Here is a 26,488-nt window from a genome sequence, read left to right on the forward strand (position 1 = left end):
GCGAGCCCCGAAAAGCCCTAGTTGCCCTTGCGTGACGCCATCGCCGCCAGCGCCCCGCCGACCGCGCCGAGCGCCAGTGCCGACGGCACGCCGATGCGGGCGGCCTTGCGGGCGGTCCGGAAGTCGCGGATTTCCCAGCCGCGTTCGCGGGCGACGTCGCGCAGGGCGGCGTCGGGGTTGATGGCGACGGCGGTGCCGACCAGCGACAGCATCGGTACGTCGTTGAAGCTGTCCGAGTAGGCGGTGCACCGGCGCAGGTTCAGACCCTCGCGGATGGCCAGCTGACGGACCGCGTGCGCCTTACCGACACCGTGCAGGATCTCACCGACCAGTCGGCCGGTGAAGACGCCGTCGACCGACTCGGCGACGGTGCCCAGCGCCCCGGTCAGCCCGAGCTTGCGGGCGATGGTCTGAGCGAGCTCCATCGGCGTGGCGGTGACGAGCCAGACCTGCTGGCCGGCGTCGAGATGCATCTGCGCGAGCGCCCGGGTGCCCTGCCAGATCTTGTCGGCGATGATCTCGTCGTAGATCTCGTCGCCGAGCGCTTCCAGTTCCGCGGTCTGCCGGCCCTCGATGAAGGACAGGGCCTTGCGCCGGCCGGCGGCGACGTCGTCGCTGTTCTCCTTGCCGGTGACCTGAAACTTGGCCTGCGCGTAGGCGAAACGGGCCAGATCGGAGTATTTGAAGTAGTCCCGGGCGGCCAGGCCGCGGGCGAAGTGCACCAGCGACGAGCCGTGCACCAGGGTGTTGTCGACGTCGAAGAACGCCGCCGCGGTGAGGTCCGGCGGCGGCGGGAGCACCGGGGTGGCGGGTTCGTCGGCTCCGGAATCACGCTCGGCCGCATCGAGTTCGGTGGCGTCATCAGCTCCGGAGGGCACGGGCGTGCCCGTGGGCTCGTCGGCAGTCACGGGGCTGGATTCGGACACGGTTCAACAGTAGGTCACGCCATACTGTTGCGCGTGGATCGATCAGGGAACAGCCACCGCGTGACGTTGCTCACCCGCGCCGGCTGCAGCATGTGCGAGCGCGCGGCGGCTCAGCTTGTCGAGCTGTCCGACGAGCTCGGATTCGTCCTGACGAGCACGGATGTCGATGTCCTGGCCGCGGCCGGGGACACCGCCCTGCGCGCGGAATTCGGCGATCGGCTGCCCGTGGTGCTCCTCGATGACGTTGAGCACAGCTATTGGGAGGTCGACGAGGAGCAGCTGCGCGCCGACTTGGCAGGTTGACGCGGTGGGCCGACCTCTGGGCCGGCCCGATCGGACCACGCACCCCGGGGTCCGGCGTGCGTATAGCAAATTTGGTCGGCGGGCTGGTGAGCGGCTAGCTTTGAAGGCGTTCCTGCGGCCAGAAGAGGCCCGGGAAACCTTCTTGCCCAACGGAGGTGCTACGAGGTGATGAGGCCGTGAGCGTCCTGCTCTTCGGGGTTTCGCACCGCAGTGCGCCGGTTTCTGTGCTCGAGCAGCTCAGCACCGACGAGGCCGAACAGGCCAAGATCATCGAGCTGCTGCTGCAGTCCTCTCTGGTCACCGAGGCGATGGTGCTCTCCACCTGTAACCGGGTCGAGGTGTACGCCGTCGTCGACGCCTTCCACGGCGGGCTCTCGGTGATCGGTTCGGTGCTCTCCGAGCGGTCCGGTATGTCGCTTCACGACCTCACGAAGTACGCCTACGTGCGCTACGCCGAGGCGGCCGTCGAGCATCTGTTCGCGGTGGCCAGCGGCCTGGACTCGGCCGTCATCGGCGAGGCGCAGGTGCTGGGCCAGGTGCGCCGCGCCTACACCTCCGCAGAGGCGCACCAGACGGTCGGCCGCACCCTGCACGAGCTGTCGCAGCGGGCGCTGTCGGTCGGTAAGCGCGTCCACTCCGAGACGGGGATCGACGCCGCGGGCGCTTCGGTGGTGTCGGTGGCGCTCGACATGGCCAAGAACAAGTTGACGTCGCTGACGGGGCTGACGGCCGCCGTGATCGGCGCCGGCTCCATGGGTGCCCTGGCCGCCGCGCATCTGACGCGCGCCGGGATCGCCCGCGTCGAGGTGGTCAACCGCTCGCTGCCGAGGGCCGAGCGCATGGTCGAGAATCTGAAGGCCCAGGGGGTCGACGCCGCGGCGCACACCCTCGACGATGTCGCCGTCGCGCTGGGCAATGCCGACGTCGTCGTCGCCTGTACCGGCGCGGTACGCCCGGTGGTGTCGTTGGCCGATGCGCACCGCGGACTGATGAACCGTCCCGAACATCGCCAGCTGGTCATCTGCGACCTGGGTATGCCGCGCGACGTCGACGGCGCGATTGCCGGCCTGCCCGGCGTGCACGTGATCGACATGGACCGGATCCAGCGCGAACCGTCGGCCCGGGCCGCGGCCTCGGATGCCGAAGCGGCCCGCTCGATGGTCGCTGCGGAGGTCGCCAGTTACCTGGCCGGGCAGCGGATGGCCGAGGTCACGCCGACTGTCACGGCCTTGCGTCAGCGCGCTGCCGACGTCGTCGAAGCGGAGTTGTTGCGGCTCGACAACCGGGTTCCGACACTCGACGCCGCCCACCGCGATGAGGTCGCCAAGACCGTCCGCCGGGTGGTCGACAAGTTGCTGCACGCGCCGACGGTGCGGGTCAAGCAGTTGGCCAGCGCGCCCGGCGGTGACAGCTACGCCGAGGCGCTGCGCGAGCTGTTCGAGCTGGACCCGCAGGCCATCGACGCGGTGTCCGCCGGCGAATTGCCCTTGGTGGCACCAGATTTGGCGGCAGGCGAGCCGCATTCCCACCACGACAAGGCTGAGTAACCACACTTGGTAACTACCCTCGAAAACGTTGTCCGGATCGGCACCAGGGGCAGCCTGCTGGCTACCACGCAGGCCGGCACCGTCCGTGACGCTCTGATAGCTCTGGGCCAACCCGCGGAGCTGGTCATCATCAGCACCGAAGGCGACCGGTCGCAGGCGCCCGTCGCAGACATCGGCATCGGCGTGTTCACCGCGGAGCTGCGGCACGCCATGGCCGACGGCCGCATCGACGTCGCGGTGCACTCGTACAAGGATTTGCCGACCGCACCCGACGAGCGCTTCGTCATCGCCGCTGTGCCGCCGCGGGAAGACCCGCGGGATGCCTTGGTGGCGCGTGACGGATTGGTGCTGGGGGAGTTGCCGGCGGGCTCCGTGATCGGCACGTCGAGCCCGCGACGGGCGGCACAGCTTAGAGCACTGGGTCTCGGTTTGGAAATCCGCCCCCTACGAGGCAACCTAGATACCAGGTTGAACAGGGTAAGTAGTGGTGATCTCGACGCTGTTGTCGTCGCCCGAGCGGGTCTGGCCCGGATCGGACGACTCGACGCCGTCACCGAGAGCCTCGAGCCGGTGCAGATGTTGCCAGCGCCGGCGCAGGGCGCCCTCGCGGTCGAGTGCCGAGTGGGTGACACCGAGCTGGCGACGCTGCTGGGAAAGCTCGACGATCCCGACACGCGCGCCGCGATCACTGCCGAACGAGTCCTGTTGGCCGAACTGGAGGCGGGTTGTTCCGCGCCGGTGGGTGCGATCGCTGAAGTGGTCGAGTCCATCGACGAGGACGGCCGAGTCTTCGAAGAGCTGTCGTTGCGCGGTTGCGTGGCGGCGCTGGACGGATCCGACGTGATCCGGGCGTCCGGGATCGGGACCCCCGAACGGGCACGGGAGCTGGGGCTCTCGTTGGCCGCGGAGTTGTTCGACCTGGGTGCGCGTGACGTGTTGGATCAGCGGACTGTAGAGCGGGAGTGAGAGATGACGACCCGAGTGCGTAAGCAGCACAAGCCCGGCCGCATCACCTTTGTCGGTTCCGGCCCCGGTGACCCGGGCCTGTTGACGACGCGTGCGCGGAACGTTTTGGCGCATGCGGCATTGGTCTTCACCGATCCTGATGTGCCCGAGGCGGTGCTGGCGCTGATCGGCACCGACCTGCCGCCGACGTCCGGGCCGCACCCGGCCGACGCCGAGCCGGCTGCCGACGCCAAGGCCGACGACGCTGCCGCGCCGGCTCCGGCCGCCGCGCCCACCATGACGTTCCCGCACGGTGTCGACGTCCGCCCCGCGCTGGGCGACCCCACCGAGGTGGCGAAGCTGCTCATCGCCGAGGCGAAGACCGGTGTCGACGTCGTGCGTCTGGTCGCCGGCGACCCGCTGTCGGTCGATTCGGTCATCACCGAGGTGAACGCCCTGGCCAAGACCGCGGCGCACTTCGAGCTGGTGCCGGGCCTGCCGTCGTCGACGGCGGTGCCCACCTACGCGGGCCTGCCCGTCGGCTCGTCGCACACCGTGGCCGACGTCCGCGGTGACGTCGACTGGGCCGCGCTGGCCGCCGCCCCCGGGCCGCTGATCCTGCACGCGACGGTGTCGCACCTGCCGGACGCCGCCCGCACCCTGATCGAATACGGCCTCACCGACAACACCCCGTGTGTCGTGACGGCCAACGGCACCACCTGCCAGCAGCGGTCGATCGAGACCACGCTGGCCGGGCTGCTGGACAAGGCCGTGCTGGAGAAGCCGGTCGGCCCCGAGCCGGTCGGTCCGCTGGCGGGCCCGCTGGTCGTGACCATCGGCAAGACCGTGGCGCACCGGGCCAAGCTGAACTGGTGGGAGAGCCGCTCGCTGTACGGCTGGACCGTGCTGGTGCCGCGGACCAAGGACCAGGCCGGCGAGATGAGCGATCGTCTCGTGGGCCACGGCGCCCTGCCGATCGAGGTGCCGACCATCGCGGTCGAGCCGCCGCGCAGCCCCGCCCAGATGGAGCGCGCGGTCAAGGGTCTGGTCGACGGCCGCTTCCAGTGGGTCGTGTTCACCTCCACCAACGCGGTGCGTGCGGTGTGGGAGAAGTTCAACGAGTTCGGTCTGGACGCCCGCGCGTTCTCCGGTGTGAAGATCGCGTGCGTCGGTCAGGCCACCGCGGACAAGGTGCGCGCGTTCGGCATCAACCCCGAGCTGGTGCCTGCCGGTGAGCAGTCGTCGCTGGGCCTGCTGGACGAATTCCCGGACTACGACGAGATTTTCGACCCGGTGAACCGGGTGCTGCTGCCGCGCGCCGACATCGCCACCGAGACGCTGGCCGAGGGCCTGCGCGAGCGTGGCTGGGAGATCGAGGACGTCACGGCCTACCGGACCGTCCGGGCGGCACCGCCGCCGGCGCACACCCGCGAGATGATCAAGACCGGTGGTTTCGACGCCGTCTGCTTCACCTCGAGCTCCACGGTGCGCAACCTGGTCGGCATCGCCGGCAAACCGCACGCCCGGACCATCGTCGCCTGCATCGGCCCGAAAACCGCTGAAACCGCAGCCGAATTCGGCCTGCGCGTGGACGTGCAGCCGGAGACCGCCGCAGTCGGCCCGCTGGTCGAGGCGCTGGCCGAGCACGCCGCTCGGCTCCGGGCCGAGGGTGCGTTGCCACCGCCGCGTAAGAAGAGCCGGCGCCGCTAAACTCGGCGTATGGCTTTCCCACGACAGCGGCCGCGGCGTCTGCGTACCACCCCGGCGCTGCGGCGTCTGGTGTCCGAAACCTCGCTGGAGCCACGGCATCTGGTGCTGCCCATGTTCGTCGCGGATGGGCTCGCCGAGCCGCGTCCCATCAGCTCGATGCCCGGCGTCGTGCAGCACACCCGGGATTCGGCGCGCCGCGCGGCGGCGGAAGCCGTCGAGGCCGGTGTCGGCGGGCTGATGCTGTTCGGCGTCCCGTGCGACAGTGACAAGGACGGCACCGGGTCCGAGGGCGTCAACCCCGAGGGCATCCTGAATGTGGCACTGCGCGACCTGAATTCGGACCTCGGCGATTCGACCGTGCTGATGGCCGACACCTGCCTGGACGAATTCACCGATCACGGGCACTGTGGCGTCCTGGACGCGCACGGCCGGGTCGACAACGATGCGACCAACGAGCAATACATCAAACTCGCTGTCGCGCAAGCGCATTCGGGTGCGCATGTGGTCAGCCCGAGCGGCATGATGGACGGGCAGGTGGCGGCCATCCGCGACGGGCTGGACCACGCCGGGCACATCGACGTCGCGATCCTGGCCTACGCCGCCAAGTTCGCGTCGGCGTTCTACGGCCCGTTCCGCGAGGCCGTGGGCTCGAGCCTGCAGGGCGATCGCCGTACCTACCAGCAGGATCCGGGTAACGCCCGCGAAGCGGTGCGCGAGATCGAACTCGACCTCGCCGAAGGTGCCGACATGGTGATGGTCAAGCCGGCGATGAGCTACCTGGACGTGGTCCGCGCCGCTGCCGAGATGTCACCGGTACCCGTTGCGGCGTACCAGATTTCGGGCGAGTACGCGATGATCAGCGCCGCCGCGGCCAACGGCTGGATCGACCTGCGGGCCTCGGTTCTGGAGTCGCTCCTCAGCATTCGGCGCGCCGGTGCCGACATCGTCCTCACGTACTGGGCGACGGACGTCGCGGGCTGGCTGCGGTGAACCCACACAACCCGCACGACCCGCAACACCCCTACAACCCGCAGTACCCGCCCTATCCGGGCCCGGGGCACGGTCAGGGGCCGGACGGACCCGCACCTGAGCCGCGCGAGATGCCGCAGGACGTCGTCACCGGGTTCTGGCTGTGGACGGCCGCGCTGCCGCTGTCGCTGATCGGCTACGTCATCAACCTGCTGACGACGCCCGAGCGGGAGGTGTCGGGCTACGCGTACGCGGTGTCCGGTCTGATGTTGTTCATCATCGCGGTCCTGGTGGCCACGTTCCTGGTGCTGCTGCGGCAGGGCTACCGCTGGGCCCGCAGCATCCTCACCGGCGGGTCCGCGGCCACGATCCTGTATCTGACCACCAATCTGTTCGCCAATTACCACGGCGCGGCCGCGGCCCTGGGCTACGCGGTGTGCGGCATCGGAGGCACCGTGCTGATCGGCGGCGGCGTGTATCTCCTGCACCGCCCGGATTCGAACGCCTACTTCGTCCGCTGACCCTCCCTCGCGCCCACACCTCCCGCGGGCCCACACCTCCCGCACCTCCCGCGAGCGGCCGCGTCTGTACGCGACACGCCGCCACAAGCGTGCAGTTTGGGGGCGCTCGCCGCTGTTCGCGCGGGACCGCACGGCTAGGCTGGCCCGGATATGACTGAGCCCACGCCCTCTTCGCCGGCCCGACCGCAGGCCGTGACCGTCGCTTTCTGGTGCTGGGTGGTGGCCGCCGTGCTGCTGATGGTCGGCGGCATGCTGACCGCCACCGCCGAGGTGCCCTCCGCCTACCGGAGCCTGGTCCTGGGCTTCGGCGCCATCACCGCCATCGCCGGCGCAGCCATGGCCTTTTCCGCGGGCCGGGCCCGGTCGGGGGACAACCGGTTTCGCCGGGCCGCGGTGGCGTTGTCGATGGCCATCGTGATCGTCGTCGGCCTCCTCGCACTGCTGGGGGTGGCGCAGCTGCTGTCGTTGGTGGCGCTGCTGCCGTTGATCGCCGGGACGGTCTCGATCACCCGACCGGCGGCGCAGACCTGGTTCGACGGAAAGGCCGATGCATGACGGACGCGCCCACGGACACCGACGCCGAGCAGATTCTGTTCCACGAGGTCGGTGCCAGCTGGTGGTGGCTGGTGCTCGGTCCGTTCTCCGGCGCCTCCATCGCGGCGATGCAGCTGTGGTCGGCGCACCGGTTGGACCCCCTGGTGCCGGTGGTGTTCCTCGTTCTCGTCACCGGGTTCCTGGGGCTGCAGGTGAAGGCGGCGCGGCTGCACACCTCGGTGGAGCTGACGCCCGAGTACCTGCGGCAGGGCACCGAGTCGGTCCGCGTCGCGGACATGGTCGGGATGTTCCCGGAGGCGCGTGGCGCTGACGTGCCCCGCTGGCAGTCGTACCGGGCGTTCGGGGAGCTGACGGGCGTGCCGCGCGGCCGCACCGGGATCGGCGTCAAGCTGACCGGCGAGCGCAGTGGGCAAGCCTGGGCGCGTCGTCACCGCGGGTTGCGGGCCCAGTTGGAGGCCTTGGGCGTGCGCGAACTCGGCGAGGACGACGACGAATGAGCCGCGACAAGGTCGTGGCCGCCGGTGCGCTCGTGGTCGCGGTGCTGGCGGCCGTCGGCGCCGTGGTGAGTTGGCTGGCCGCGTCGTCGATCGCCGACGTCGCGCCGGTGATTCCCGGCGAGCCGGTGAAGACGTCGGTGCTCTATGACCCGTCGCTCATCACGCTGTCCTTGTTGCTGGCGGCCTTGGCCGGGGTGCTCGCCGTAGTAGGTACCGCGAGGTGGCGGCGCGCCAAGTAGTGTGTCGCCCATGTCTTTTTCGCTGGAACTGTCTGCCGACGTCTGCCAGGTCCGGGACTGGGTTCACGAGTTCGCTGCAGACGTGATCCGTCCCGCCGCCGAAGAGTGGGACGAGCGCGAAGAGACGCCCTGGCCGATCCTCCAGGAGGCGGCCAAGGTCGGCCTGTACTCCATGGAGTTCTTTGCTGCTCAGACTGCCGAGGAGACCGGGCTCGGCATGCCCGTCGCCGTCGAAGAGCTGTTCTGGGGCGACGCCGGAATTTCGATGTCGATCATGGGCACCGGTCTGGCTGCCGCGTCACTGGCGGCCAACGGCACCATGGAACAGCTCGGCGAGTGGCTGCCCCAGATGTACGGCGACATCAACGAGCCCAAGCTGGCCGCGTTCTGTTCGTCGGAACCCGGTGCGGGATCGGATGTTTCGTCGATCATCACCAGGGCGCGGTACGACGAAGCCACCGACGAATGGGTGCTGGGCGGCACCAAGACCTGGGCCTCCAACGGTGGCATCGCCAACGTGCACATCGTCGTCGCCTCGGTGTACCCGGAACTCGGCTCGCGCGGGCAGGCGAGCTTCATCATCCCGCCGGGCACCAAGGGCTTCAGCCAGGGCCAGAAGTTCAAGAAGCACGGCATCCGGGCATCGCACACCGCCGAGGTCGTGCTCGACGACGTCCGGCTGCCGGGCCGCCTGATCGTCGGCGGCCGGGAGAAGTTCGAGGAGCGGGTGGCCCGCACCCGTGAGGGCAAGAGCTCGGCGGGTCAGGTGGCGATGAAGACGTTCGAGCGGACCCGGCCGACCGTCGGGGCCATGGCGCTGGGCGTGTCCCGCGCGGCGTACGAGTACGCACTGGGTTACGCGCAGGAGCGCGAGCAGTTCGGGCGCAAGATCGGTGACTTCCAAGCCGTCGCGTTCAAGCTGGCCGCCATGAAGTGCCGGATCGACGCGGCGCGCCTGCTGGTATGGCGGGCCGGCTGGATGGCGCGCAACAACCAGCCGTTCGAGAACGCCGAGGGCTCCATGGCCAAGCTCGTCGCCAGCGAGACGGCGGTCTACGTGACCGACGAGGCCATCCAGATTCTGGGCGGCAACGGCTACACCCGCGACTACCCGGTGGAGCGGTGGCACCGCGACGCCAAGATCTTCACGATCTTCGAGGGCACCAGCGAGATTCAGCGGCTCGTGATGTCCCGCGCGATCACCGGGTTGCCGCTCAAATAGATTCCGCGAGCCGTGCCGGCTGCTGCATGGCGCATTCGATGTACAGGAACGTCCCGCTCGGCAGGTCCGAGCGGGACGTTTTTGTACGCAACTTGCGGCGTGTCGCCCGCAGACACGGCCGCTCGCGGGAAGTGGGGTTGTGGCGAGGGGCTGCAGCTCAAGTAAGGGTTGTTACAGAGTGCAAAATTTGTAACACTGTTCCGCATGACCGAACTTGCGGAGCAGTCCGAGCTCGTTGACGCGCTGCCACTGGGGCCCGACTCGCTGGTGTGGAAGTACTTCGGCGACAACCGGATGTACCTGATCGGCCCGCGGCCGGCGGTCCTGCAGAACATGCTGGCCCAGCTCGGCCAGGGCGTGCTGGACCATTCGGTGTTCTTCGCGGACACCTCGGCGCGGATCAAGCGCTCGCTGCCGCCGATCTTCCGCACCGTGTACGGCAGCGATGACGCCAACACCGGCACCCAGGTCCGCGACTTCCACCGCGAGATCAAAGGCGACATGCCCGACGGCAGCCGCTACCACGCGCTCGACCCGGAGACCTACTACTGGGCGCACGCGACGTTCGTCGAGCAGGTGCTGTATTTCGCGGACACCTTCGTCAAGCGGCTGACCGAGGCCGAGAAGGAACAGATCTACCTCGAGTCCAAGTCCTGGTACCGCCGCTACGGCGTCAGCGACCGGCCGATGCCGGCCACCTACGCCGAATTCGAGGAGTACTGGGACCGGATGCTGAATGACGTTGCGGTGCCGCACAAGACGGCCCGGTACGGCGTCGGCTATGTGACCAAGGGTTTCCCGGCGCCCAAGGGCGTCAACCCGGCGGTGTGGCGCGTCATCGCGGTGGTGTTCAATCCCGTCGCGGCGTTCCTGACCACCGGCGGCCTCCCGCCGCGGGCGCGGGACCTGTTGGAGCTGCCCTGGTCCGACCGGCAGGAACGCGCCTACCAGCTTTTTGCCGCCGCCTGGCGCACCAAGCCGGTGAACTGGCTGTGGGACCGGTTGCCGATGTCTGTGCGGTACAACAGCTTTGCGCAGCAGGGCTACGCGCGTGCCCGCTGACGCGACGGCCGCGATCCTCGACGCCGCGCTCGTCGAGTTCGAGCAGCACGGCTTCCGCCGTGTCGCGCTCGACGATGTGGCGCGCCGGGCCGGCGTCAGCCGCACCACCATCTACCGGCGGTTCGCGAACCGTGACGAGCTGGTGGCGGCCGTCGTCGAGCGCGAGAACGTCGTGCTGTTCGACGACATCGCGCGCGAGCTGAAAACCGCTGGGCCACAGTCGAATCTGTATGTGGAGGCATTCACGCTGTCGATCCTGCGGTTCCGGCGGCACCGCGTCCTGAACCGGATGATGACGGACGAACCCGCGCTCGTCATCGAACTCATGCAGCGCCACTACGGCGCGGCGGTCGGCCGGATGGCGGCGGCGTTGCGCGTCATCTTCCCGGACGGGTTCGCCGACCGGATCGGCGAGCAGGCGGTCAACGACCTGGCCGACACCATCCTGCGCTACGCCGCGATGGTGCTGCTGTTGCCGAGCGTCGAGGCGCTCGACAGCGCCGAGGAGATCCGTGCTTTCGCCGCACGGCATTTCGTGCCGAGCCTGCCGCCCGCGCTGCAAGGGCAGGCGGGCAAGCCGGCCGCGGAGTCGATGCGCTGACCGCGGCCTAGTGCGCGACGGGCTTCTCGGCGCCCACGCCGGTCAGCGACCGCACCTCCATCTCGGCACTCCGCTCGGGGTCCCCGGTGTCGGACGACGTCAGCGTGCCGATGATGCCGAGCGCGAACGCCAGCGGGATGGACACGATGCCCGGGTTGGCCAGCGGGAAGTACGCGAAGTCCGCACTCGGGATCATCGCCGTCTTGCTGCCCGACACGGCGGGGGAGAACACGATCAGCACGATGGTCGAAATCAGGCCGCCGTACATGCTCCACAGCGCGCCGCGGGTGTTGAACCGCTTCCAGTACAGCGAGTACAGGATCGTGGGCAGGTTGGCCGCGGCCGCCACGGCGAACGCCAGGGCCACCAGGAACGCCACGTTCTGGCCGTTGGCCAGGATGCCGAGCCCGATCGCGAACACGCCGAGCACCACCGCCGTGATCCGGGAGACCCGCACCTGCTCTTCCTCGGTCACCTTGTGGGACTTGAGAACTGACGCGTAGATGTCGTGCGCGAACGACGCCGATGCGGTGATGGTCAGGCCCGCCACGACGGCGAGGATCGTCGCGAACGCCACCGCCGAGATGACGCCGAGCAGGATCACCCCGCCGAGTTCGAACGCCAGCAGTGGCGCCGCGGAGTTCACGCCGCCGGCGGCCTTGAGGATCCGGTCCGGACCCACCAGGGCGGCCGCGCCGTACCCGAGCACCAGCGTGAACAGGTAGAAGGCGCCGATCAACGCGATTGCCCAAACCACCGACCGCCGAGCCTCTTTCGCGGTCGGCACGGTGTAGAAGCGCATCAGCACGTGCGGCAGACCCGCGGTGCCCAGCACCAGCGCCAGGGCCAGCGAGACGAAGTTGATCTTCGAGGTGAGCGAACCGCCGTACTGCGCACCCGGCGCCAGGACGTCGCGGCTGGACACGCCCTTGGTGGTGGCGTGCGAGATCGCGGACTGGGCCGATCCGAGGATGTCGGAGAAGTTGAACCCGAACTTGCCGAGCACCATGACCGTCATCAGCGCGGCGCCCGTGATCAGCAGCACGGCCTTGATGATCTGCACCCACGTAGTGCCCTTCATGCCGCCGACCAGCACGTAGACGATCATCAGGACGCCGACGACGGCGATGACGATCGACTGGCCGCCGCGGCTCTTCACGTCGAGCAGCAGGGCGACGAGGCCGCCCGCCCCGGCCATCTGGGCCAGCAGGTAGAACAACGACACCGTCAGCGTCGAGGTGGCCGCCGCCAGCCGGACCGGGCGCTGCTTGAGTCGGAAGCTCAGTACGTCGGCCATGGTGAATCTGCCTGTGTTGCGCAGCAATTCGGCCACGAGCAGCAGCGCCACCAGCCACGCGACCAGGAAGCCGATGGAGTACAGGAAGCCGTCATAGCCGTAGACGGCGATGGCGCCGGCAATGCCGAGGAAGCTCGCGGCCGACAGGTAGTCGCCGGCGATGGCGATGCCGTTCTGCGGACCGGAGAAACCGCGGCCGCCGGTGAAGAACTCATCGGCGGTGGCGTTGCGCTTGCTGGCCTTGATGACCACGACCATCGTCACGATGACGAACACACTGAAGATGCCGATGTTGGCGACGGGGTTGCCGACGGTCGCGGCGGCGAGAACGGTGGTGTGCATCAGGCGCCCTCGAGCTCGTCACGGATGGTGGCGGCCCGCGGGTCGAGCTCGCGGTTGGCGAAGCGCACGTACAGCCCGGTGATGACGAACGTCGTCAGGAACTGGCCCAACCCGATCAACAGCCCGACGTTGATGTTGCCGAACACCCGGATGGCCATGAAGTCATGGGCGAAGGCCCCGAGCGCGACATAAAGGCCGTACCACACCAGGAAGAACGCGGTCATCGGAAACACGAAGCGGCGCAGCCTGGTTCGCAATTCCTGGAACTCGGGGCTGGCCTGCATGGCGAGGAACTGCTCCCCGGTGGGGGCAACCCTCTCGGGACGGTCGGTTTCGGGCACCGATGGCTCCTGGCAGTTGGCTGTGAGGTGAATCGGGCATGAACCTAATTGAGAGCTGGGTCACCCGCGACCGGTATCGCGTTGTGTTCACCGAATTCGGCCTCGGAGTGCTGCGCTACGGTCGGCGGCAGCCACATCGAGAGAAGGACTCAGGGATGACCAGCGAGCCAGGTTCGGCGTTCGACGCCGGGATCACCACCCGCCGCCAGGTGATGGGCGACGAGTTCGTCGACCGCGCGCTGGCCCGCACCAGCGGCACCGAGTCGGAGCCGATCCAGCGCTTCGTCACCGAGCACGTCTGGGACGCGGTGTGGAACCGGCCGGGGCTGAGCCGCCGCGACCGCAGCCTGCTCAACCTCGGCATGCTGACCGCGCTGCGCGCCCACGAGGAACTCGCCGGCCACGTGCGGGGCGGCCTCAACAACGGCCTCACCCGCGAGGAGATCGTCGAGGCGATCATCCACGCCACGGGCTACTGCGGCGCGCCCGCGGCGCTGAGCGCGATGCGCGTGGTGCAGCAGGTACTGGACGAAACGCGCTAGCCTCGATGTTTCACGATTTGGTCGGTGACACGGGCTGTTAATGCACGGAAGTGCCTGTCCTGCTTGGGAAACTTGGGATTGCGACGTCCAAAGTAACTCCGAGCGGAAAGGCACTCCGTAGGTGAAGCGTAGCCCAGGTGGTGCTGTGGTGGTCGATGGCACTCGCGAACAGTTGGTCTCCTCAGCCGGTGGTGTTCTGCTGCGGCAGACGGTGCACTGTTCGGGACTGGATAAGGCCATGTCAGCGGCGTTGGCGCCGTGGCGGGCGCCGCGGTCGACCCACGATCCGGCCAAGGTTCTGATTGATCTGGCGACCGCGGTCGCGTTGGGCGGTGACTGCGCCGCCGACATCGCTGTGGCGCGGGCCCAGCCGCAGGTGTTCGGTCACGTGGCCTCCGATGCCACCGTGTCCCGATTGATCACCACCCTCGGTGGCGACGTCGATGCGGTGATCGCAGCGATCGGCACCGCGCGGGCCGCCGCCCGTGCTCGGGTCTGGGCCCGTCGACGGCCTGTTGGTGGCGCGGTGGGCGATCAGGTGATCATCGATCTCGATGCCACTTTGGTCACCGCTCACAGCGACAAACAGGGAGCCACCCCAACATTCAAGTACGGGTACGGGTTTCATCCGATGCTCGCGTTCGTCGATCACGGCGACGCCGGATCTGGAGAAGCCCTCGCCGGGCTGCTGCGGCCGGGCTGCGCCGGCTCTAACAACGCAGCTGACCACATCACCGTGCTCGATGCCGCGCTGGCCCAGTTGCCCGAACACGAACGACCGAACGTGGTGGTGCGCACCGATACCGGCGGTGGGGTCAAAGATTTCCTGCACCACATCACCGACCTGAATCTGCAGTACACCGTCGGGTTCTACGGCATGCCCCCGATCGTGGAGGCCCTCTCGAAGGTGCCCCGCCAGGCCTGGCGCGCCGCCCTCGACGGCGATGGCGCACCGCGCAAGGGCGCCCAGGTTGCCGAGCTGACCCGCTACCTACCGACCACGTTGCGGGGCTGGCCGCCCGGCATGCGGGTCATCGCGCGCCGTGAACGGCCCCACCCCGGCGCCCAGCTGCGCCTCACCGACGACAACGGGTGGCGCATCACCTGCTTTGCCACCAACACCCGCGGTTGGTCGATCCCGGATCTGGAGGTGCGCCACCGCCAACGCGCCCGCGCCGAGGATCGCATCCGCAACCTCAAAGACACCGGCCTGACCAATCTGCCCTTTCACCGGTTCGCTCAGAATCAGATCTGGTTGCAGATCGCCATGCTGGCCGCTGACCTGCTGGTCTGGACTCAAGTGCTGGCATTCGCCGGGCAACCCGCCAGACGTTGGGAACCTAAACGACTACGCCTGCGCATACTGGCGGTCGCCGGGCGGATCGTGCGCTCGGGACGACGACGGTTCCTGCGTCTGCCCCGCGGCTGGCCATGGAGTGACCTCATCGAAACTGGCTGGCACGCACTACAGACCACCTGAACACCCACCCACATCCCGACAACCAAGGACCAGGAGCGCCGGCGATAAGCAACGCCGGAACCCCCTGCCGCCCAACGACTTATCCACCAACCCACGAGCAACCCTCGGCCCCGACACCACCCACATGAAAGATCGAGGCTAGGCCCGGCGCAACAGCACCGCCTGCTCGAAAGGCAAGCGCGGGAACACCTTACGTAGCGCTCCGGTGACGAGCGGGGCCGCTTCTTCCTTGCTCACCACCCGCGGGTCGACGACGTCGTACGTCTGGCCGCGCCGGGTGAGCTTGCCGCCGCCGGACTTCGTGATGTTCTTGAGCCAGTCGCGGTCGGGGCCGTAGGTCAGCAGGATGGCGAAGCCGTCGGCGGTGGTGAACACCGTCAGCGGCGTGCGGAACGTCTTGCCGGACTTGCGCCCGACGTGCTCGAGGATGCCGAACGTCGGCGCGCGGCCGGCCCACAGCCGTTGGATGGGGTTGGTGACTCGACGGTTGAACCGGGCGACCGACTGCGGAATCTGCATGTCCCCATCGTGCGCCATCGTGGTTGGGGCGGCCAGGGGAGCGAGTAAAGTTACCGACCGGTAGCGGCGACGACGCTGTGTCGCACACCAGCCCGTAACCCGCTGATTCATCTCCGAGGAGGAATGCATGCCTGCGCCCGCCAACGCTGACGCCCGCCGGATCTATGACCTGGAGCGCAGCCGCGTATTCCACTCGTGGTCGGCCCAGGGGAAGCTCGACCCGATGGTTTTCACCGGCGCCGAGGGCAGCTACCTCATCGACGGTGACGGCAACCGTCTCCTCGACTTCTCGAGCCAACTCGTCTACACCAACATCGGCCACCAGCACCCCAAGGTCGTCGCCGCCATCGCCGAGCAGGCCGCCAAGCTGTGCACCATCGCGCCGCAGCATGCCAACGAGGCCCGCGCCACGGCCGCCGACCTGATCTGCCAGGTCGCCCCCGAGGGCTTCAACCGGGTGTTCTTCACCAACGGTGGCGCCGATGCCGTCGAGCACGCCATCCGTATGGCCCGCGTCTACACCGGCCGCTACAAGACGCTGTCGACCTACCGCAGCTACCACGGCGGCACCGCGCTGACGGTCAACCTCACCGGCGACGTCCGCCGCTGGGGCAACGACTACGGCACCGAGGGCACCACGCACTTCTTCGGCCCGTTCCTGTACCGCAGCCAGTTCAATTCGCTGACGCAGGAGGAAGAGTCCGAGCGCGCCCTGGCGCACCTGCGGTCGGTCATCGAGTTCGAGGGCCCGAGCGCGTTCGCCGCGATCATCCTCGAGTCGGTGCCCGGCACCGTCGGCATCATGCCGCCGCCGCCCGGCTACCTGCAGGGCGTGCGCGAGCTGTGCGACCAGTACGGCATCGTGATGATCCTCGACGAGGTCATGGCCGGTTTCGGCCGCACCGGCAAGTGGTTCGCGCTCGACAACTACAACGTCACCCCGGACCTCATCACGTTCGCCAAGGGCGTCAACTCCGGTTATGTCCCGCTCGGCGGCGTCATCGTCAGCGACAAGATCCTCGAGCGCTTTCTGGACCAGCCGTACGGCGGCGGCCTCACCTACTCGGGCCACCCGCTGGCGTGCGCGGCATCCGTCGCGACCATCACGGCGATGCACGACGAGAAGATCGTCGAGAACGCCGAGCTGATCGGCACCGACGTGTTCGGCCCGGGCCTCGCGGCGCTGGCCGACAAGCACGACATCATCGGTGACGTCCGCGGTCTGGGCGTGTTCTGGGCCGTCGAGCTGGTCAAGGACCGCGCCACCAAGGAGCCGCTGGCGCCGTACGGCGGGTCGTCGCCCGAGATGGGCGCCATCAACGCGCGGGCCAAGCAGAACGGCCTGCTGCTGTTCATGAACTACAACCGCTTTCACCTGGTGCCGCCGTGCAACATCAGCATCGACGACGCCAAGCGCGGGCTGGACATTCTGGACGATGCGCTGAGCGCCGTATAGCCATACGCTTTGGCGCATGGCCTACCTCAAGCCGCCGTGGTTCGTCGTCCATGTCTTCAACCCGATCGCGCGGCTGACCGGTATCGGTGGCAGCCAGACGCTGACGGTCACCCGCAGCTCCAACCATCTGCCGCAGCGCATCCCGGTCGTGGTGCCGACGGTCGACGGGGTGAAGTACCTGGTGTCGACGCGTGGTGAATCGGCGTGGGTGAAGAACGTCCGGGAGAACCCGGTGGTGGCGCTCGGCAAGAAGAACTACCTGGCCAGTGAGGTACCGGTCGCGGACCGGGCGCCGATCATCGCGGCGTACCGGCCGCTGGCGGGCAAGGTCGTCGAGCAGTACTGGCGCGAGCTGCCCGACGACGCCGACCACCCGGTCTTCAAGCTGACGCCGCAGAACTAGCGGACGTACCGCGACGGTGCACACAGATCGCCTTCCCGGCTGTTCTGGCGCTCTGGCGGCACGTTGGGGGAGACGTCGGCGTGTCGGCTCAGGCGTGTCGTATCTCTGATGACACGTGCGATCTCAGCCCGTCAACTTTCCTTGACGTCAAGGAAAGTTGACGGCTCCGGGCGAAAGGTGTCGGGGGAGAGCCTCACAGGAGTGGCCCGTGTGGCTGGTGGGGTAGCCCGTGGGTTGCCCGCTGTCGACATTGACCAATTGGCTGCTCGGGCGTCCTGTCGAGCGACCATTTCGCCCATCTCGGCTGTCACCGGCCCCGAACCCACGCCAACGTGAGCCAGCTCCTACACCCTGTAGTTGGTCCATTCGCGCGCGGCTGGGACACTGGTGGCCATGCGCTCTACCGACGTCTCCGCGAAACTGTTCGCCGACGCGTCGACCGTGATCCCCGGCGGGGTCAACTCGCCTGTGCGGGCCTTCAGCTCGGTCGGCGGTACCCCTCGTTTCATCACCTCGGCGGGCGGCTACTGGCTGACCGACGCCGACGGCAACCGGTACGTCGACCTGGTGTGCTCGTGGGGGCCGATGATCCTGGGCCACGCCCACCCGGCCGTCGTCGAAGCGGTGCAGACCACGGCCGTCAACGGCCTGTCGTTCGGCGCCCCGACGCCCGCCGAGACCGAGCTGGCGCGCGAGATCATCGACCGGGTCGCGCCCGTCGAGCGCATCCGCTTCGTGAACTCGGGCACCGAGGCCACCATGAGTGCCATCCGGCTGGCCCGCGGCTTCACCGGCCGGCCCAAGATCATCAAGTTCTCCGGCTGCTACCACGGCCACAGCGACGCCCTGCTGGCCGACGCCGGCTCCGGCATCGCGACGCTGGGGCTGCCGTCGTCGCCGGGCGTCACCGGGGCGGCCGCCGCCGACACCATCGTGCTGCCGTACAACGACGTCGAGGCGGTGCGCCAGGCCTTCGCCGCGGCCGGTGACCAGATCGCCTGCGTCATCACCGAGGCCAGCCCCGGCAACATGGGCACCGTCCCGCCGGCCGCGGGCTACAACGCCGCGCTGCGGCAGATCACCGCCGAGCACGGCGCGCTGCTCATCATCGACGAGGTGATGACGGGCTTCCGCGTCAGCCGTGGCGGCTGGTACGGACTCGATCCCGTCGCCGCCGACCTGTTCACGTTCGGCAAGGTGATGAGCGGTGGCCTGCCGGCCGCCGCGTTCGGTGGCCGCGCCGAGGTGATGGAACGCCTCGCCCCGCTGGGCCCCGTTTACCAGGCCGGGACGCTGGCGGGGAACCCGGTCGCTATGGCCGCGGGCCTGGCCACGCTGCGCGCCGCCGACGACGCCGTCTACCGTGCCCTCGATGCCAACGCCGACCGGCTGTCCGGGCTGCTGTCCGACGCGCTCACCGAAGCCTCTGTGGCGCACCGGATTTCGCGTGCCGGAAACTTCCTGACGGTGTTCTTCGGCGACGCGCCCGTCACCGACTTCGCATCCGCCAAGGCGACCGAGACCTGGCGCTACCCGGCGTTCTTCCACGCCCTGCTCGACGCCGGGATCTACCCGCCGTGCAGTGCCTTCGAAACCTGGTTCGTCTCGGCCGCACTCGACGACGCTGCGTTCGACCGGATCGCCGACGCGCTGCCCCCTGCCGCGCAGGCCGCCGCCCAAGCTCAGGAGCCCGCATGACCGACAAGACGATCGTGCACGTGATGCGGCACGGCGAGGTCCACAACCCGGACAAGATCCTCTACGGCCGCAAGCCCAATTTTCACCTTTCGGAGCGTGGGCAGGCACAGGCCGCGGCCGTCGCCGGCTGGCTGGCCGAGCGCGACATCGTCTACGTCGTGGCCTCGCCGCTGGAACGCGCGCAGGAGACCGCGACGCCCATCGCGGCCCGGCACGGCCTGCCCATCGACACCGATCCCGAGCTCATCGAGTCGACGAACGTATTTGAGGGACAACGGGTCTCGCCGGGTGACGGCGCCCTGCGCGACCCGCGGAACTGGTGGCACCTGCGCGACCCCAAGACCCCGTCGTGGGGCGAGCCGTACAAGCACATCGCGGCGCGCATGACGGCCGCCGTGGACCGCGCCCGGATCAAGGGCATGGGGCACGAGGCGGTGTGCGTCAGCCATCAGCTGCCGGTCGAGACGCTGCGCCGCGCGATGCTCGGCAAGAACCTGCACCACTTCCCGACCAAGCGGATGTGCAACCTGGCGTCGGTGACGTCGTTCTACTTCCATGGCGACCAGATGGTCGGCTGGGGATATTCGGAGCTGGCCGGACAGTGACTTCGCTGGTGGCCCGTGCCGGGGCAGTGATGGCGGCCGTCCTGACGACGGCCGTGCTGCTCGTCGGCTGCTCCACCGGTGACGACGCCGTCGCGCAGGGCGGCACCTTCGAGTTCGTGGCGCCGGGCGGCAAGACCGACATCTTCTACGACCCGCCGGCGAGCCGCGGCAAGCCGGGTGCGGTGCGCGGTCCGTCGCTCACGGATCCGTCGAAAACCTTGTCCCTGGAAGACTTTTCCGGCCAGGTCGTGGTGATCAACGTGTGGGGTCAGTGGTGTGGCCCGTGCCGCTCGGAGATCGCCGAGCTGGAGAAGGTGTACGAGCAGACCAAGGCGCTGGGCGTCGCGTTCCTCGGCATCGACGTACGCGACAACAACCGGCAGGCCGCCGTCGACTTCGTCGTCGACCACAAGGTGACCTTCCCGTCCATCTACGACCCGGCGATGCGCACCATGATCGCGTTCGGCGGCAAGTACCCGACGACGGTCATCCCGTCGACGCTGGTGCTCGACCGTCAGCACCGGGTGGCCGCGGTGTTCCTGCGGGAACTGCTGGCCGACGATCTCAAGCCCGTCGTCGAGCGGCTCGCCAAAGAGGCCAAGGCATGACCGGCTTCGCCGAAACCGCCGCCGCGGGACCGCTGTTGGTGGCCCTCGGGGTGAGCGTGCTGGCCGGACTGGTGTCGTTCGCCTCGCCGTGCGTGGTGCCGCTGGTGCCCGGGTACCTGTCGTATCTGGCTGCGGTGGTCGGTGTGGATGACGCTGAGGGGACAACAAAAGTGCGTACCGCGCGCTGGCGCGTGGCAGGCGCGGCGGCGCTGTTCGTCGCGGGCTTCACCGCGGTGTTCCTCATGGGCGCCGTCGCCGTGCTCGGCCTGACCACGACGCTCATCGCCAATCAGCTTCTGCTGCAACGCATCGGCGGCGTCATCACGGTGCTGATGGGCCTGGTGTTCATCGGGCTGGTGCCGGCGTTGCAGCGTCAGGTGCGGTTCACGCCGCGCCAGGTGTCGACGGTCGTCGGCGCGCCCTTGCTGGGTGCGGTGTTCGGGCTGGGGTGGACGCCGTGCCTGGGGCCGACGCTCACCGGCGTCATCGCGGTGGCCTCGGCCAGTGACGGCGCCAGCGTCGCCCGCGGCGTCGCGCTGGTGATCGCGTACTGCCTGGGTCTCGGAATTCCGTTCGTGCTGTTGGCCTTCGGGTCGGCCCGCGCGGTGCAGGGTCTGGGCTGGCTGCGCCGGCACACCCGCGCCATCCAGATTTTCGGCGGTCTGCTGCTGATCGTCGTCGGCACCGCGCTCGTCACGGGCGTGTGGAACGACTTCACCTCGTGGGTGCGCGACGCCTTCGTCAGCAACGTGAGGCTCCCGATCTGATGGCACGGGTTTTCGCGCTGTTCCGCAACACCTGGCGGACGCTGACGTCGATGGGCACCGCGCTGGTGCTGCTGTTCCTGCTGGCGCTTGGCGCCATCCCGGGCGCGCTGCTGCCGCAGCGTTCGCTCAACGCCGGCAAGGTCGACGAGTACCTGGCGCAGCATCCGACGATCGGGCCGTGGCTCGACAAGGTGCAGGCGTTCTCGGTGTTCTCGAGCTTCTGGTTCACCTCGATCTACGTGCTGCTGTTCATCTCGCTCGTGGGCTGTCTGACGCCGCGCATGATCGAGCACGTCCGCAGCCTGCGCGCCGTGCCGGTACCCGCGCCGCGGAACCTGGCACGGCTGCCCAAGCACGCCGAAGCCGCCGTCCCCGGCGAGCCCGACGCCGTCGCCGACCGGATGGCCGCCCGGCTCAAGGGCTGGCGCCAGACCACCCGCACACTGGACGACGGCGCGCGCGAGATTTCGGCAGAGAAGGGCTACCTGCGCGAGTTCGGCAACATCGTCTTCCACTTCTCGCTGCTGGGCCTGCTGGTGGCCATCGCGTTCGGCAAGATGTTCGGTTACGAGGGCAACGTCATCGTCATCGCCGACGGCGGGCCCGGGTTCTGCTCGGCGTCGCCGGCCGCGTTCGACTCGTTCCGTGCCGGCAACGTCGTCGACGGCACGTCGCTGCACCCCAGCTGCCTGCGCGTACACGACTTCGACGCCCGGTACCTGCCCAGCGGGCAGGCCACGGCCTTCGCGGCGAATATCGACTACCAGGACGGCGCCGACCTCGTCAGCGGTACCTGGCGGCCGTACCGGCTGGAGGTCAACCACCCGCTGCGCATCGGCGGCGAGCGCATCTACCTGCAGGGCCACGGCTACGCGCCGACGTTCACCGTCACGTTCCCGAATGGGCAGACGCGTACGTCGACGGTGCAGTGGAAGCCCGAGAACGCGCTGACGTTGCTGTCCTCGGGCGTCGCGCGCATCGACCCGCCGGGCGGCAGCTATCCCGACGACCGCGAGCGGCGCAAGCACCAGATCGCCATCCAGGGGCTGTTCGCCCCGACCGCCGAACTCGATGGCAAGCTGCTGTCCTCGAGCTTCCCGGCGATGAACGCGCCCGCGGTGGCCATCGACATCTACCGCGGCGACACCGGGCTCGACAGCGGCCGCCCGCAGTCGCTGTTCTCGCTCGACCCCCGATTGATCGAGCAGAAGCGGCTCACCAAGCAGGCGCGCGTCAACCTGAAGGCCGGCGAGCAGACCAAGCTGGACGACGGCACCGTCATCAAGTTCGACGGCGCGGTGCCGTTCATCAACGTGCAGGTGTCGCATGACCCGGCGCAGGTATGGGTGCTGGTGTTCGCGCTGACGATGATGGCCGGGCTGCTGGTGTCGTTGGTGGTGCGCCGTCGCCGGGTTTGGATTCGGATCGTGTCGGCCGGGCCGGGTACCGTCAACGTCGAGCTCGGCGGCCTGGCCCGCACGGACAACTCGGGGTGGGGCGACGAGTTCGAGAAGCTCACTGAGCGGTTGATTGAGGACAAGCGATGAACACAGAGCACATCGACATCGATCTGGCCCGGTATTCGGACTGGGCGTTCTTCAGTTCCTGGACGGTGCTGTGCCTGGCTTTCGTTCTGCTGGCCGTCGAGCTGGCGTCGAGCCGCGGCCGCAAGGTCGAGACCCGGGAGCTGGTCGGCGCGGGCGTAGGTGCGAACAGCGCCACCCCCGGTGTGATCGTCGACGAACCCAATCGGACGGTTGACGAGCGGATCGGTCGGGTTGGCCTCGCGTTGGTGTATGTCGGCATCGCGATGCTGTTCGTGTGCATCGTGCTGCGCGGCCTCGCCACCATGCGGGTGCCGTGGGGCAACATGTACGAGTTCATCAACCTCACCAGTTTCTGTGGGTTGGTCGCCGCCTCGATCGTGCTGCGCAAGCCGCAATACCGGGCGCTGTGGGTCTTCGTCCTGGTGCCCGAACTGATCCTGCTGGCAGTGTCGGTCAAGTACCTGTACACCAACGCCGCACCGGTGATGCCCGCGCTGCAGTCGTACTGGCTGCCCATCCACGTCTCGGTCGTGAGCCTGGGTTCGGGCGTGTTCCTGGTCGCCGGGGTGGCCAGCATCCTGTTCCTGCTGAAGATGTCGCCGCTGGCCCTTCAGGACAATGGCTTCGGGCGGATGATCCAGCGCCTGCCCGACGCCCAGACCCTGGACCGCATCGCCTACCGCACCACCATCTTCGCGTTCCCGATCTTCGGGTTCGGCGTCATCTTCGGCGCCATCTGGGCCGAGGAGGCGTGGGGCCGCTACTGGGGCTGGGACCCCAAGGAGACGGTGTCGTTCGTCGCCTGGGTCGTCTACGCCGCGTACCTGCACGCCAGGTCGACCGCTGGCTGGCGGGACAAGAAGGCGGCGTGGATCAACGTCGTCGGTTTCGTCGCGATGGTGTTCAACCTGTTCTTCATCAACCTGGTGACCGTCGGCCTGCACTCGTACGCAGGGGTCGGCTGAGCTTGACCTCGTTCCGCGCCCAGGGCCGGTTCAAGGACCCGGCCGATCCCGTTGCCGCCGTCACGCCCACCGCGGCGCCGGAGGCCCGCATCGTCATCGCGCATGCGGTGACCCCTGTCGTGGCGCCGACGCCGACGAAGCCGCGGAGTCTGGACCCCGCCACGGTCGCACTGCTGAGCCGGCCGAGCCGTGCGCCGTCGTCCGGCTGGCGCAAGGCGCTGTACTTCGCGACGGGAACGCTGGTCAACCCCGGCGACAGCCCCAAGACCCTGCACCGCGCCCGGTTGACCGCACAGATCAACCGCCCGCTGCGGGACTGCTACCGGATCGCGGTGCTGTCCCTGAAGGGCGGCGTCGGTAAGACGACCATCACCGCGACGCTGGGTGCGACGTTCGCGTCGATCCGCGGCGACCGGGTCATCGCGGTGGACGCGAACCCGGACCGGGGCACGCTCAGCCAGAAGGTGCCGCTGGAGACGCCGGCGACTGTCCGCCATCTCCTGCGCGACGCCGAGGGCATCTCCAGCTACAGCGACGTCCGCAACTACACCTCGCGCGGCGAGAGCGAACTCGAGGTGCTGGCCTCGGAGAGCGACCCGGCGGTGTCGGAGGCGTTCAGTTCCGAGGACTACGCCCGCACCCTGGCGGTGCTGGAGCCGTACTACCGCCTGGTGCTCACGGACTGCGGCACCGGCATGCTGCATTCGGCCATGGGTGCGGTGCTCGCGCATGCCGACGTGCTCGTCGTGATCAGCTCGGGCTCGGTCGACGGGGCCCGCAGCGCCGCCGCGACGCTCGACTGGCTCGATGCCCACGGTCATCAGGAGCTGGTGCGCAACGCCGTCGCGGTGGTCAACGCGGTGCGTCCGCGGTCCGGCAAGGTCGATCTGCGCAAGGTGGTCGACCATTTCGGTCGCCGGTGCCGGGCAGTTCAGGTGGTGCCGTTCGATCCGCATCTGGAGGAGGGGGCCGAGATCAGTCTGGGCCGGCTCCGGCCGGACACCAGGGATGCGTTGCTGGAATTGGCCGTGGCAGTCGCCGACGGATTTCCGCTGTCGCTGTAGCGCGTCGCTAGGAACCGAGCCGGCGCAGGAATTCCGGATCGTCGTCCGGGCCGATGACGCGCGTGGTCGGGCGCGCGGCGGTGGCGCGGGTGGCACGCCAGCCGACATAGGCCAACAGCGCCAGCAGCGTGATCAGGAGCAGGAACTGCACGTAAAACCTCCTTTATTCGAATATACGCGTCCGTCGGTAAACTCGTGCGGTGTCTGATGCGCCCGCCACCCCGTCCATGCCACGTTTGCTGCTCGACGTTTTTCTCTACGCGCTCGCTCGCCTGCTGCTGGTAGCGGCGATTGCCGGCGCGATCTTCGGTGTCGTCGCGTTGCTGGGTATCCGTGATTTCCCCGCCATGGTGGCGCTGCTGTTCGCGCTGGTTCTCGGCATGCCGCTGGGTATCTGGCTGTTCGCGCCGCTGCGCCGCCGGGCCACCGCCGGGATCGCCGCCGTGGACGAGCGCCGTCGTGCCGAGCGCGAGCAGTTGCAGGCCCGGCTGCACGGCGAGGACTCCGCCGGCGACTGACGCCGATCGCGCTAGGGCTTGATCACCACGAGCACGGCAGTGATCAGGGCGGCCCACACCAGCATCGTCAGTCCGGTGTCCTTGAGCACGGGGATCAGCTCGCGCCCGCCGAGCCCGGAGCGCACCGGCTTGGCCGCGCGGACCGCCAGCGGCGCCGCCGCGAAGCCGACCAGGCACCACGGGGTCGCGAGCGTCAGGACCGCGGTCAGCACGAACGGCAGCAGCGTCAGCACCTGGAACAACTGCCGGGTGCGGGCATCGCCGAGCCGCACCGCGAGCGTGATCTTGCCGGACACCTGATCGGTCGGGATATCGCGCAGGTTGTTGGCCACCAACACCGCCGACGACAACGACCCGACCGCGAGGGCGAGCACGAGTCCCACCCAGTCGACCCGCAGGGCCTGCGTGTACTGCGTGCCCAGCACGGCAACCAGCCCGAAGAACACGAACACCGCAACCTCGCCGAGTCCGCGATAGCCGTAGGGGTTGGTGCCACCGGTGTACAGCCAGGCGCCGGCGATACACGCCGCGCCCACGGCGATCAGCCACGGCTGACTCACCAGGGCCAGCGCCAGGCCGGCACCGGCGCCGATCGACAGGCTGATCACGGCCGCCGCCAGCACCGCCTGCGGTGACGCCAGCTTGGCGCCGACCAGCCGGACCGGCCCGGACCGGTCGTCATCGGTGCCGCGGATGCCGTCGGAGTAGTCGTTGGCGTAGTTGACGCCGATGATCAGCGAAATCGAAACCACAAGGGCCAGAGCCGCTTTCCACCACACCTCACCGCCGACCCAGGCGGCGGCACCGGTACCTGCCAGCACGGGAGCGACGGCATTCGGGAGGGTCCGCGGTCGGGCGCCCTCTATCCACTGCGAAAGACTGGCCACGCGCGCAATCGTCCCACGCCCCTACACTTATCGGCATGAAGGATCGGCTCAGCAAGAACGAGATTCGCAAAGACGTCGTGCAGGAATCCGTCGAAGCCGTCGCGGGCACGGTCGGCGAGGTCATGAACATCGTCGTCACCGCCGTCAAGGACGTCGCGAGCTCCATCGGCGCCCTGGCCACCGACGCATTCGAGATCCGTGACGGCGCCCGGCGCGCCCGCGCGGAACTGGAACTCGACCAGGACGACATCGAGGACACCGACGAGGCGGCCGCGGACGTGCCCGCGCCGACGTCCGTCACGGCGGTGACGCCGGAGGCAGCGGAAGCTCCCAAGACCGACGCCGAGTAGTC

The 26,488-nt window shown here is 68.7% G+C and carries 31 protein-coding genes; 25 read left to right on the forward strand and 6 right to left on the reverse strand.

Features of this window, described 5'->3' with window-relative positions; all coding sequences use genetic code 11:
- Positions 1 to 17: 17 nt before the first annotated feature.
- Positions 18 to 908 (reverse strand): HAD family hydrolase, encoded by an 891-nt coding sequence (locus tag G6N46_RS23145; protein WP_407665203.1) that lies wholly within the window; start codon positions 906 to 908, stop codon positions 18 to 20.
- Positions 909 to 959: 51 nt separating this feature from the next.
- Between G6N46_RS23145 and G6N46_RS23150 the strand changes: the two genes are divergently transcribed.
- The 12 genes from G6N46_RS23150 to G6N46_RS23205 all read left to right on the forward strand — a co-directional run bounded on the left by G6N46_RS23150 (position 960) and on the right by G6N46_RS23205 (position 11,097).
- Positions 960 to 1,229, forward strand: coding sequence for a glutaredoxin family protein (locus tag G6N46_RS23150; protein ID WP_036420486.1), 270 nt, complete (start codon positions 960 to 962; stop codon positions 1,227 to 1,229).
- Positions 1,230 to 1,405: 176 nt separating this feature from the next.
- Positions 1,406 to 2,776, forward strand: a complete 1,371-nt coding sequence (locus tag G6N46_RS23155; protein ID WP_138250623.1) for a glutamyl-tRNA reductase — start codon at positions 1,406 to 1,408, stop codon at positions 2,774 to 2,776.
- Positions 2,777 to 2,782: 6 nt separating this feature from the next.
- On the forward strand, positions 2,783 to 3,742 hold the full coding sequence (hemC, locus tag G6N46_RS23160; RefSeq protein WP_061001491.1) for a hydroxymethylbilane synthase: 960 nt from the start codon (positions 2,783 to 2,785) through the stop codon (positions 3,740 to 3,742).
- 3 nt (positions 3,743 to 3,745) lie between these two features.
- Positions 3,746 to 5,431, forward strand: coding sequence for a bifunctional uroporphyrinogen-III C-methyltransferase/uroporphyrinogen-III synthase (locus G6N46_RS23165; RefSeq protein WP_138250622.1), 1,686 nt, complete (start codon positions 3,746 to 3,748; stop codon positions 5,429 to 5,431).
- Between the two features lie 9 nt (positions 5,432 to 5,440).
- Complete coding sequence (gene hemB, locus G6N46_RS23170; RefSeq protein ID WP_138250621.1) at positions 5,441 to 6,421, forward strand: porphobilinogen synthase; 981 nt, start codon at positions 5,441 to 5,443, stop codon at positions 6,419 to 6,421.
- Positions 6,418 to 6,921, forward strand: coding sequence for a hypothetical protein (locus G6N46_RS23175; RefSeq protein WP_138250620.1), 504 nt, complete (start codon positions 6,418 to 6,420; stop codon positions 6,919 to 6,921). The genes hemB and G6N46_RS23175 overlap by 4 nt, the downstream gene beginning before the upstream one ends.
- A 150-nt stretch (positions 6,922 to 7,071) precedes the next feature.
- Positions 7,072 to 7,476: a hypothetical protein gene (locus tag G6N46_RS23180; protein WP_138250619.1), complete on the forward strand. Its 405-nt coding sequence runs from the start codon at positions 7,072 to 7,074 to the stop codon at positions 7,474 to 7,476.
- Positions 7,473 to 7,973 (forward strand): transport-regulating membrane protein Mce1N, encoded by a 501-nt coding sequence (locus tag G6N46_RS23185; RefSeq protein WP_135356125.1) that lies wholly within the window; start codon positions 7,473 to 7,475, stop codon positions 7,971 to 7,973. Before G6N46_RS23180 ends, G6N46_RS23185 begins: the two co-directional genes overlap by 4 nt.
- Positions 7,970 to 8,212 carry a hypothetical protein gene (locus tag G6N46_RS23190; protein ID WP_138250618.1) on the forward strand — a complete coding sequence of 81 codons (243 nt, stop codon included), beginning with the start codon at positions 7,970 to 7,972 and terminating at the stop codon, positions 8,210 to 8,212. Before G6N46_RS23185 ends, G6N46_RS23190 begins: the two co-directional genes overlap by 4 nt.
- A gap of 10 nt (positions 8,213 to 8,222) precedes the next feature.
- Positions 8,223 to 9,434, forward strand: coding sequence for an acyl-CoA dehydrogenase family protein (locus G6N46_RS23195; RefSeq protein WP_138250617.1), 1,212 nt, complete (start codon positions 8,223 to 8,225; stop codon positions 9,432 to 9,434).
- Positions 9,435 to 9,638: 204 nt separating this feature from the next.
- Positions 9,639 to 10,496 carry an oxygenase MpaB family protein gene (locus tag G6N46_RS23200; protein WP_138250616.1) on the forward strand — a complete coding sequence of 286 codons (858 nt, stop codon included), beginning with the start codon at positions 9,639 to 9,641 and terminating at the stop codon, positions 10,494 to 10,496.
- Positions 10,486 to 11,097, forward strand: coding sequence for a TetR/AcrR family transcriptional regulator (locus G6N46_RS23205; protein WP_138250615.1), 612 nt, complete (start codon positions 10,486 to 10,488; stop codon positions 11,095 to 11,097). The genes G6N46_RS23200 and G6N46_RS23205 overlap by 11 nt, the downstream gene beginning before the upstream one ends.
- Positions 11,098 to 11,104: 7 nt before the next feature.
- Here the strand turns inward: G6N46_RS23205 and G6N46_RS23210 are convergent, their stop codons facing one another.
- Together G6N46_RS23210 and G6N46_RS23215 are read right to left on the reverse strand one after the other, a co-directional pair.
- Positions 11,105 to 12,736, reverse strand: coding sequence for a monocarboxylic acid transporter (locus tag G6N46_RS23210; RefSeq protein ID WP_138250614.1), 1,632 nt, complete (start codon positions 12,734 to 12,736; stop codon positions 11,105 to 11,107).
- On the reverse strand, positions 12,736 to 13,077 hold the full coding sequence (locus tag G6N46_RS23215; RefSeq protein ID WP_167526429.1) for a DUF485 domain-containing protein: 342 nt from the start codon (positions 13,075 to 13,077) through the stop codon (positions 12,736 to 12,738). Before G6N46_RS23215 ends, G6N46_RS23210 begins: the two co-directional genes overlap by 1 nt.
- A 155-nt stretch (positions 13,078 to 13,232) precedes the next feature.
- Here G6N46_RS23215 and G6N46_RS23220 point away from each other — a divergent pair, with 155 nt between their 5' ends.
- Positions 13,233 to 13,619 carry a carboxymuconolactone decarboxylase family protein gene (locus G6N46_RS23220; protein ID WP_064858689.1) on the forward strand — a complete coding sequence of 129 codons (387 nt, stop codon included), beginning with the start codon at positions 13,233 to 13,235 and terminating at the stop codon, positions 13,617 to 13,619.
- Positions 13,620 to 13,740: 121 nt separating this feature from the next.
- A complete protein-coding gene (locus G6N46_RS23225; protein WP_322790404.1) occupies positions 13,741 to 15,099 on the forward strand; it encodes an IS1380 family transposase in 1,359 nt (452 codons plus the stop codon).
- A gap of 138 nt (positions 15,100 to 15,237) precedes the next feature.
- On the opposite strand, the gene G6N46_RS23230 is transcribed toward G6N46_RS23225, so the two are convergent.
- On the reverse strand, positions 15,238 to 15,618 hold the full coding sequence (locus tag G6N46_RS23230; RefSeq protein ID WP_138250580.1) for a nitroreductase family deazaflavin-dependent oxidoreductase: 381 nt from the start codon (positions 15,616 to 15,618) through the stop codon (positions 15,238 to 15,240).
- Positions 15,619 to 15,745: 127 nt separating this feature from the next.
- On the opposite strand from G6N46_RS23230, the gene G6N46_RS23235 reads away from it, so the two are divergent.
- The 9 genes from G6N46_RS23235 to G6N46_RS23275 all read left to right on the forward strand — a co-directional run bounded on the left by G6N46_RS23235 (position 15,746) and on the right by G6N46_RS23275 (position 24,731).
- A complete protein-coding gene (locus tag G6N46_RS23235; RefSeq protein ID WP_064858637.1) occupies positions 15,746 to 17,074 on the forward strand; it encodes an aspartate aminotransferase family protein in 1,329 nt (442 codons plus the stop codon).
- Between the two features lie 16 nt (positions 17,075 to 17,090).
- Entirely contained in the window at positions 17,091 to 17,477 is a 387-nt protein-coding gene (locus tag G6N46_RS23240) for a pyridoxamine 5'-phosphate oxidase family protein (protein ID WP_061004059.1), read from the forward strand.
- A 393-nt stretch (positions 17,478 to 17,870) separates the two neighbouring features.
- Entirely contained in the window at positions 17,871 to 19,175 is a 1,305-nt protein-coding gene (gene hemL, locus G6N46_RS23245; protein ID WP_138250579.1) for a glutamate-1-semialdehyde 2,1-aminomutase, read from the forward strand.
- The gene (locus G6N46_RS23250; protein WP_073695362.1) at positions 19,172 to 19,780 is read left to right on the forward strand and encodes a histidine phosphatase family protein; all 609 of its coding nucleotides are present in this window, start codon (positions 19,172 to 19,174) and stop codon (positions 19,778 to 19,780) included. Before hemL ends, G6N46_RS23250 begins: the two co-directional genes overlap by 4 nt.
- Positions 19,781 to 19,809: 29 nt before the next feature.
- A complete protein-coding gene (locus G6N46_RS23255; RefSeq protein WP_138250613.1) occupies positions 19,810 to 20,388 on the forward strand; it encodes a TlpA disulfide reductase family protein in 579 nt (192 codons plus the stop codon).
- Positions 20,385 to 21,155, forward strand: a complete 771-nt coding sequence (locus G6N46_RS23260; protein WP_073695361.1) for a cytochrome c biogenesis CcdA family protein — start codon at positions 20,385 to 20,387, stop codon at positions 21,153 to 21,155. The genes G6N46_RS23255 and G6N46_RS23260 overlap by 4 nt, the downstream gene beginning before the upstream one ends.
- Positions 21,155 to 22,702 carry a cytochrome c biogenesis protein ResB gene (gene resB / locus G6N46_RS23265; protein ID WP_138250578.1) on the forward strand — a complete coding sequence of 516 codons (1,548 nt, stop codon included), beginning with the start codon at positions 21,155 to 21,157 and terminating at the stop codon, positions 22,700 to 22,702. Before G6N46_RS23260 ends, resB begins: the two co-directional genes overlap by 1 nt.
- The gene (gene ccsB / locus G6N46_RS23270; RefSeq protein ID WP_138250577.1) at positions 22,699 to 23,667 is read left to right on the forward strand and encodes a c-type cytochrome biogenesis protein CcsB; all 969 of its coding nucleotides are present in this window, start codon (positions 22,699 to 22,701) and stop codon (positions 23,665 to 23,667) included. Before resB ends, ccsB begins: the two co-directional genes overlap by 4 nt.
- A 2-nt stretch (positions 23,668 to 23,669) precedes the next feature.
- Entirely contained in the window at positions 23,670 to 24,731 is a 1,062-nt protein-coding gene (locus G6N46_RS23275) for a nucleotide-binding protein (RefSeq protein ID WP_138250576.1), read from the forward strand.
- A gap of 7 nt (positions 24,732 to 24,738) precedes the next feature.
- On the opposite strand, the gene G6N46_RS28320 is transcribed toward G6N46_RS23275, so the two are convergent.
- On the reverse strand, positions 24,739 to 24,882 hold the full coding sequence (locus G6N46_RS28320; RefSeq protein WP_020101230.1) for a hypothetical protein: 144 nt from the start codon (positions 24,880 to 24,882) through the stop codon (positions 24,739 to 24,741).
- A 76-nt stretch (positions 24,883 to 24,958) separates the two neighbouring features.
- Here G6N46_RS28320 and G6N46_RS23280 point away from each other — a divergent pair, with 76 nt between their 5' ends.
- Positions 24,959 to 25,249 carry a DUF4229 domain-containing protein gene (locus G6N46_RS23280; RefSeq protein ID WP_138250612.1) on the forward strand — a complete coding sequence of 97 codons (291 nt, stop codon included), beginning with the start codon at positions 24,959 to 24,961 and terminating at the stop codon, positions 25,247 to 25,249.
- An 11-nt stretch (positions 25,250 to 25,260) separates the two neighbouring features.
- Here the strand turns inward: G6N46_RS23280 and G6N46_RS23285 are convergent, their stop codons facing one another.
- Complete coding sequence (locus G6N46_RS23285; protein ID WP_138250575.1) at positions 25,261 to 26,136, reverse strand: 1,4-dihydroxy-2-naphthoate polyprenyltransferase; 876 nt, start codon at positions 26,134 to 26,136, stop codon at positions 25,261 to 25,263.
- Positions 26,137 to 26,171: 35 nt separating this feature from the next.
- On the opposite strand from G6N46_RS23285, the gene G6N46_RS23290 reads away from it, so the two are divergent.
- Positions 26,172 to 26,486, forward strand: coding sequence for a hypothetical protein (locus G6N46_RS23290; RefSeq protein WP_138250574.1), 315 nt, complete (start codon positions 26,172 to 26,174; stop codon positions 26,484 to 26,486).
- Positions 26,487 to 26,488: the final 2 nt, after the last annotated feature.

The sequence above is a fragment of the Mycolicibacterium phocaicum genome, assembly GCF_010731115.1.
GTDB lineage: Bacteria > Actinomycetota > Actinomycetes > Mycobacteriales > Mycobacteriaceae > Mycobacterium > Mycobacterium phocaicum.

Excerpts from the sequence above, each read along its gene's own strand:
- G6N46_RS23165 (WP_138250622.1), top strand. The coding sequence starts at position 3,746 with ATGACGACCCGAGTGCGTAAGCAGCACAAGCCCGGCCGCATCACCTTT.
- hemB (WP_138250621.1), top strand. The coding sequence starts at position 5,441 with ATGGCTTTCCCACGACAGCGGCCGCGGCGTCTGCGTACCACCCCGGCG.
- G6N46_RS23180 (WP_138250619.1), top strand. The coding sequence starts at position 7,072 with ATGACTGAGCCCACGCCCTCTTCGCCGGCCCGACCGCAGGCCGTGACC.
- G6N46_RS23185 (WP_135356125.1), top strand. The coding sequence starts at position 7,473 with ATGACGGACGCGCCCACGGACACCGACGCCGAGCAGATTCTGTTCCAC.
- G6N46_RS23190 (WP_138250618.1), top strand. The coding sequence starts at position 7,970 with ATGAGCCGCGACAAGGTCGTGGCCGCCGGTGCGCTCGTGGTCGCGGTG.
- G6N46_RS23195 (WP_138250617.1), top strand. The coding sequence starts at position 8,223 with ATGTCTTTTTCGCTGGAACTGTCTGCCGACGTCTGCCAGGTCCGGGAC.
- G6N46_RS23200 (WP_138250616.1), top strand. The coding sequence starts at position 9,639 with ATGACCGAACTTGCGGAGCAGTCCGAGCTCGTTGACGCGCTGCCACTG.
- G6N46_RS23210 (WP_138250614.1), bottom strand. The coding sequence starts at position 12,736 with ATGCACACCACCGTTCTCGCCGCCGCGACCGTCGGCAACCCCGTCGCC.
- G6N46_RS23220 (WP_064858689.1), top strand. The coding sequence starts at position 13,233 with ATGACCAGCGAGCCAGGTTCGGCGTTCGACGCCGGGATCACCACCCGC.
- G6N46_RS23230 (WP_138250580.1), bottom strand. The coding sequence starts at position 15,618 with ATGCAGATTCCGCAGTCGGTCGCCCGGTTCAACCGTCGAGTCACCAAC.
- G6N46_RS23235 (WP_064858637.1), top strand. The coding sequence starts at position 15,746 with ATGCCTGCGCCCGCCAACGCTGACGCCCGCCGGATCTATGACCTGGAG.
- G6N46_RS23240 (WP_061004059.1), top strand. The coding sequence starts at position 17,091 with ATGGCCTACCTCAAGCCGCCGTGGTTCGTCGTCCATGTCTTCAACCCG.
- hemL (WP_138250579.1), top strand. The coding sequence starts at position 17,871 with ATGCGCTCTACCGACGTCTCCGCGAAACTGTTCGCCGACGCGTCGACC.
- G6N46_RS23250 (WP_073695362.1), top strand. The coding sequence starts at position 19,172 with ATGACCGACAAGACGATCGTGCACGTGATGCGGCACGGCGAGGTCCAC.
- G6N46_RS23255 (WP_138250613.1), top strand. The coding sequence starts at position 19,810 with ATGGCGGCCGTCCTGACGACGGCCGTGCTGCTCGTCGGCTGCTCCACC.
- G6N46_RS23260 (WP_073695361.1), top strand. The coding sequence starts at position 20,385 with ATGACCGGCTTCGCCGAAACCGCCGCCGCGGGACCGCTGTTGGTGGCC.
- resB (WP_138250578.1), top strand. The coding sequence starts at position 21,155 with ATGGCACGGGTTTTCGCGCTGTTCCGCAACACCTGGCGGACGCTGACG.
- ccsB (WP_138250577.1), top strand. The coding sequence starts at position 22,699 with ATGAACACAGAGCACATCGACATCGATCTGGCCCGGTATTCGGACTGG.
- G6N46_RS23280 (WP_138250612.1), top strand. The coding sequence starts at position 24,959 with ATGCCACGTTTGCTGCTCGACGTTTTTCTCTACGCGCTCGCTCGCCTG.
- G6N46_RS23290 (WP_138250574.1), top strand. The coding sequence starts at position 26,172 with ATGAAGGATCGGCTCAGCAAGAACGAGATTCGCAAAGACGTCGTGCAG.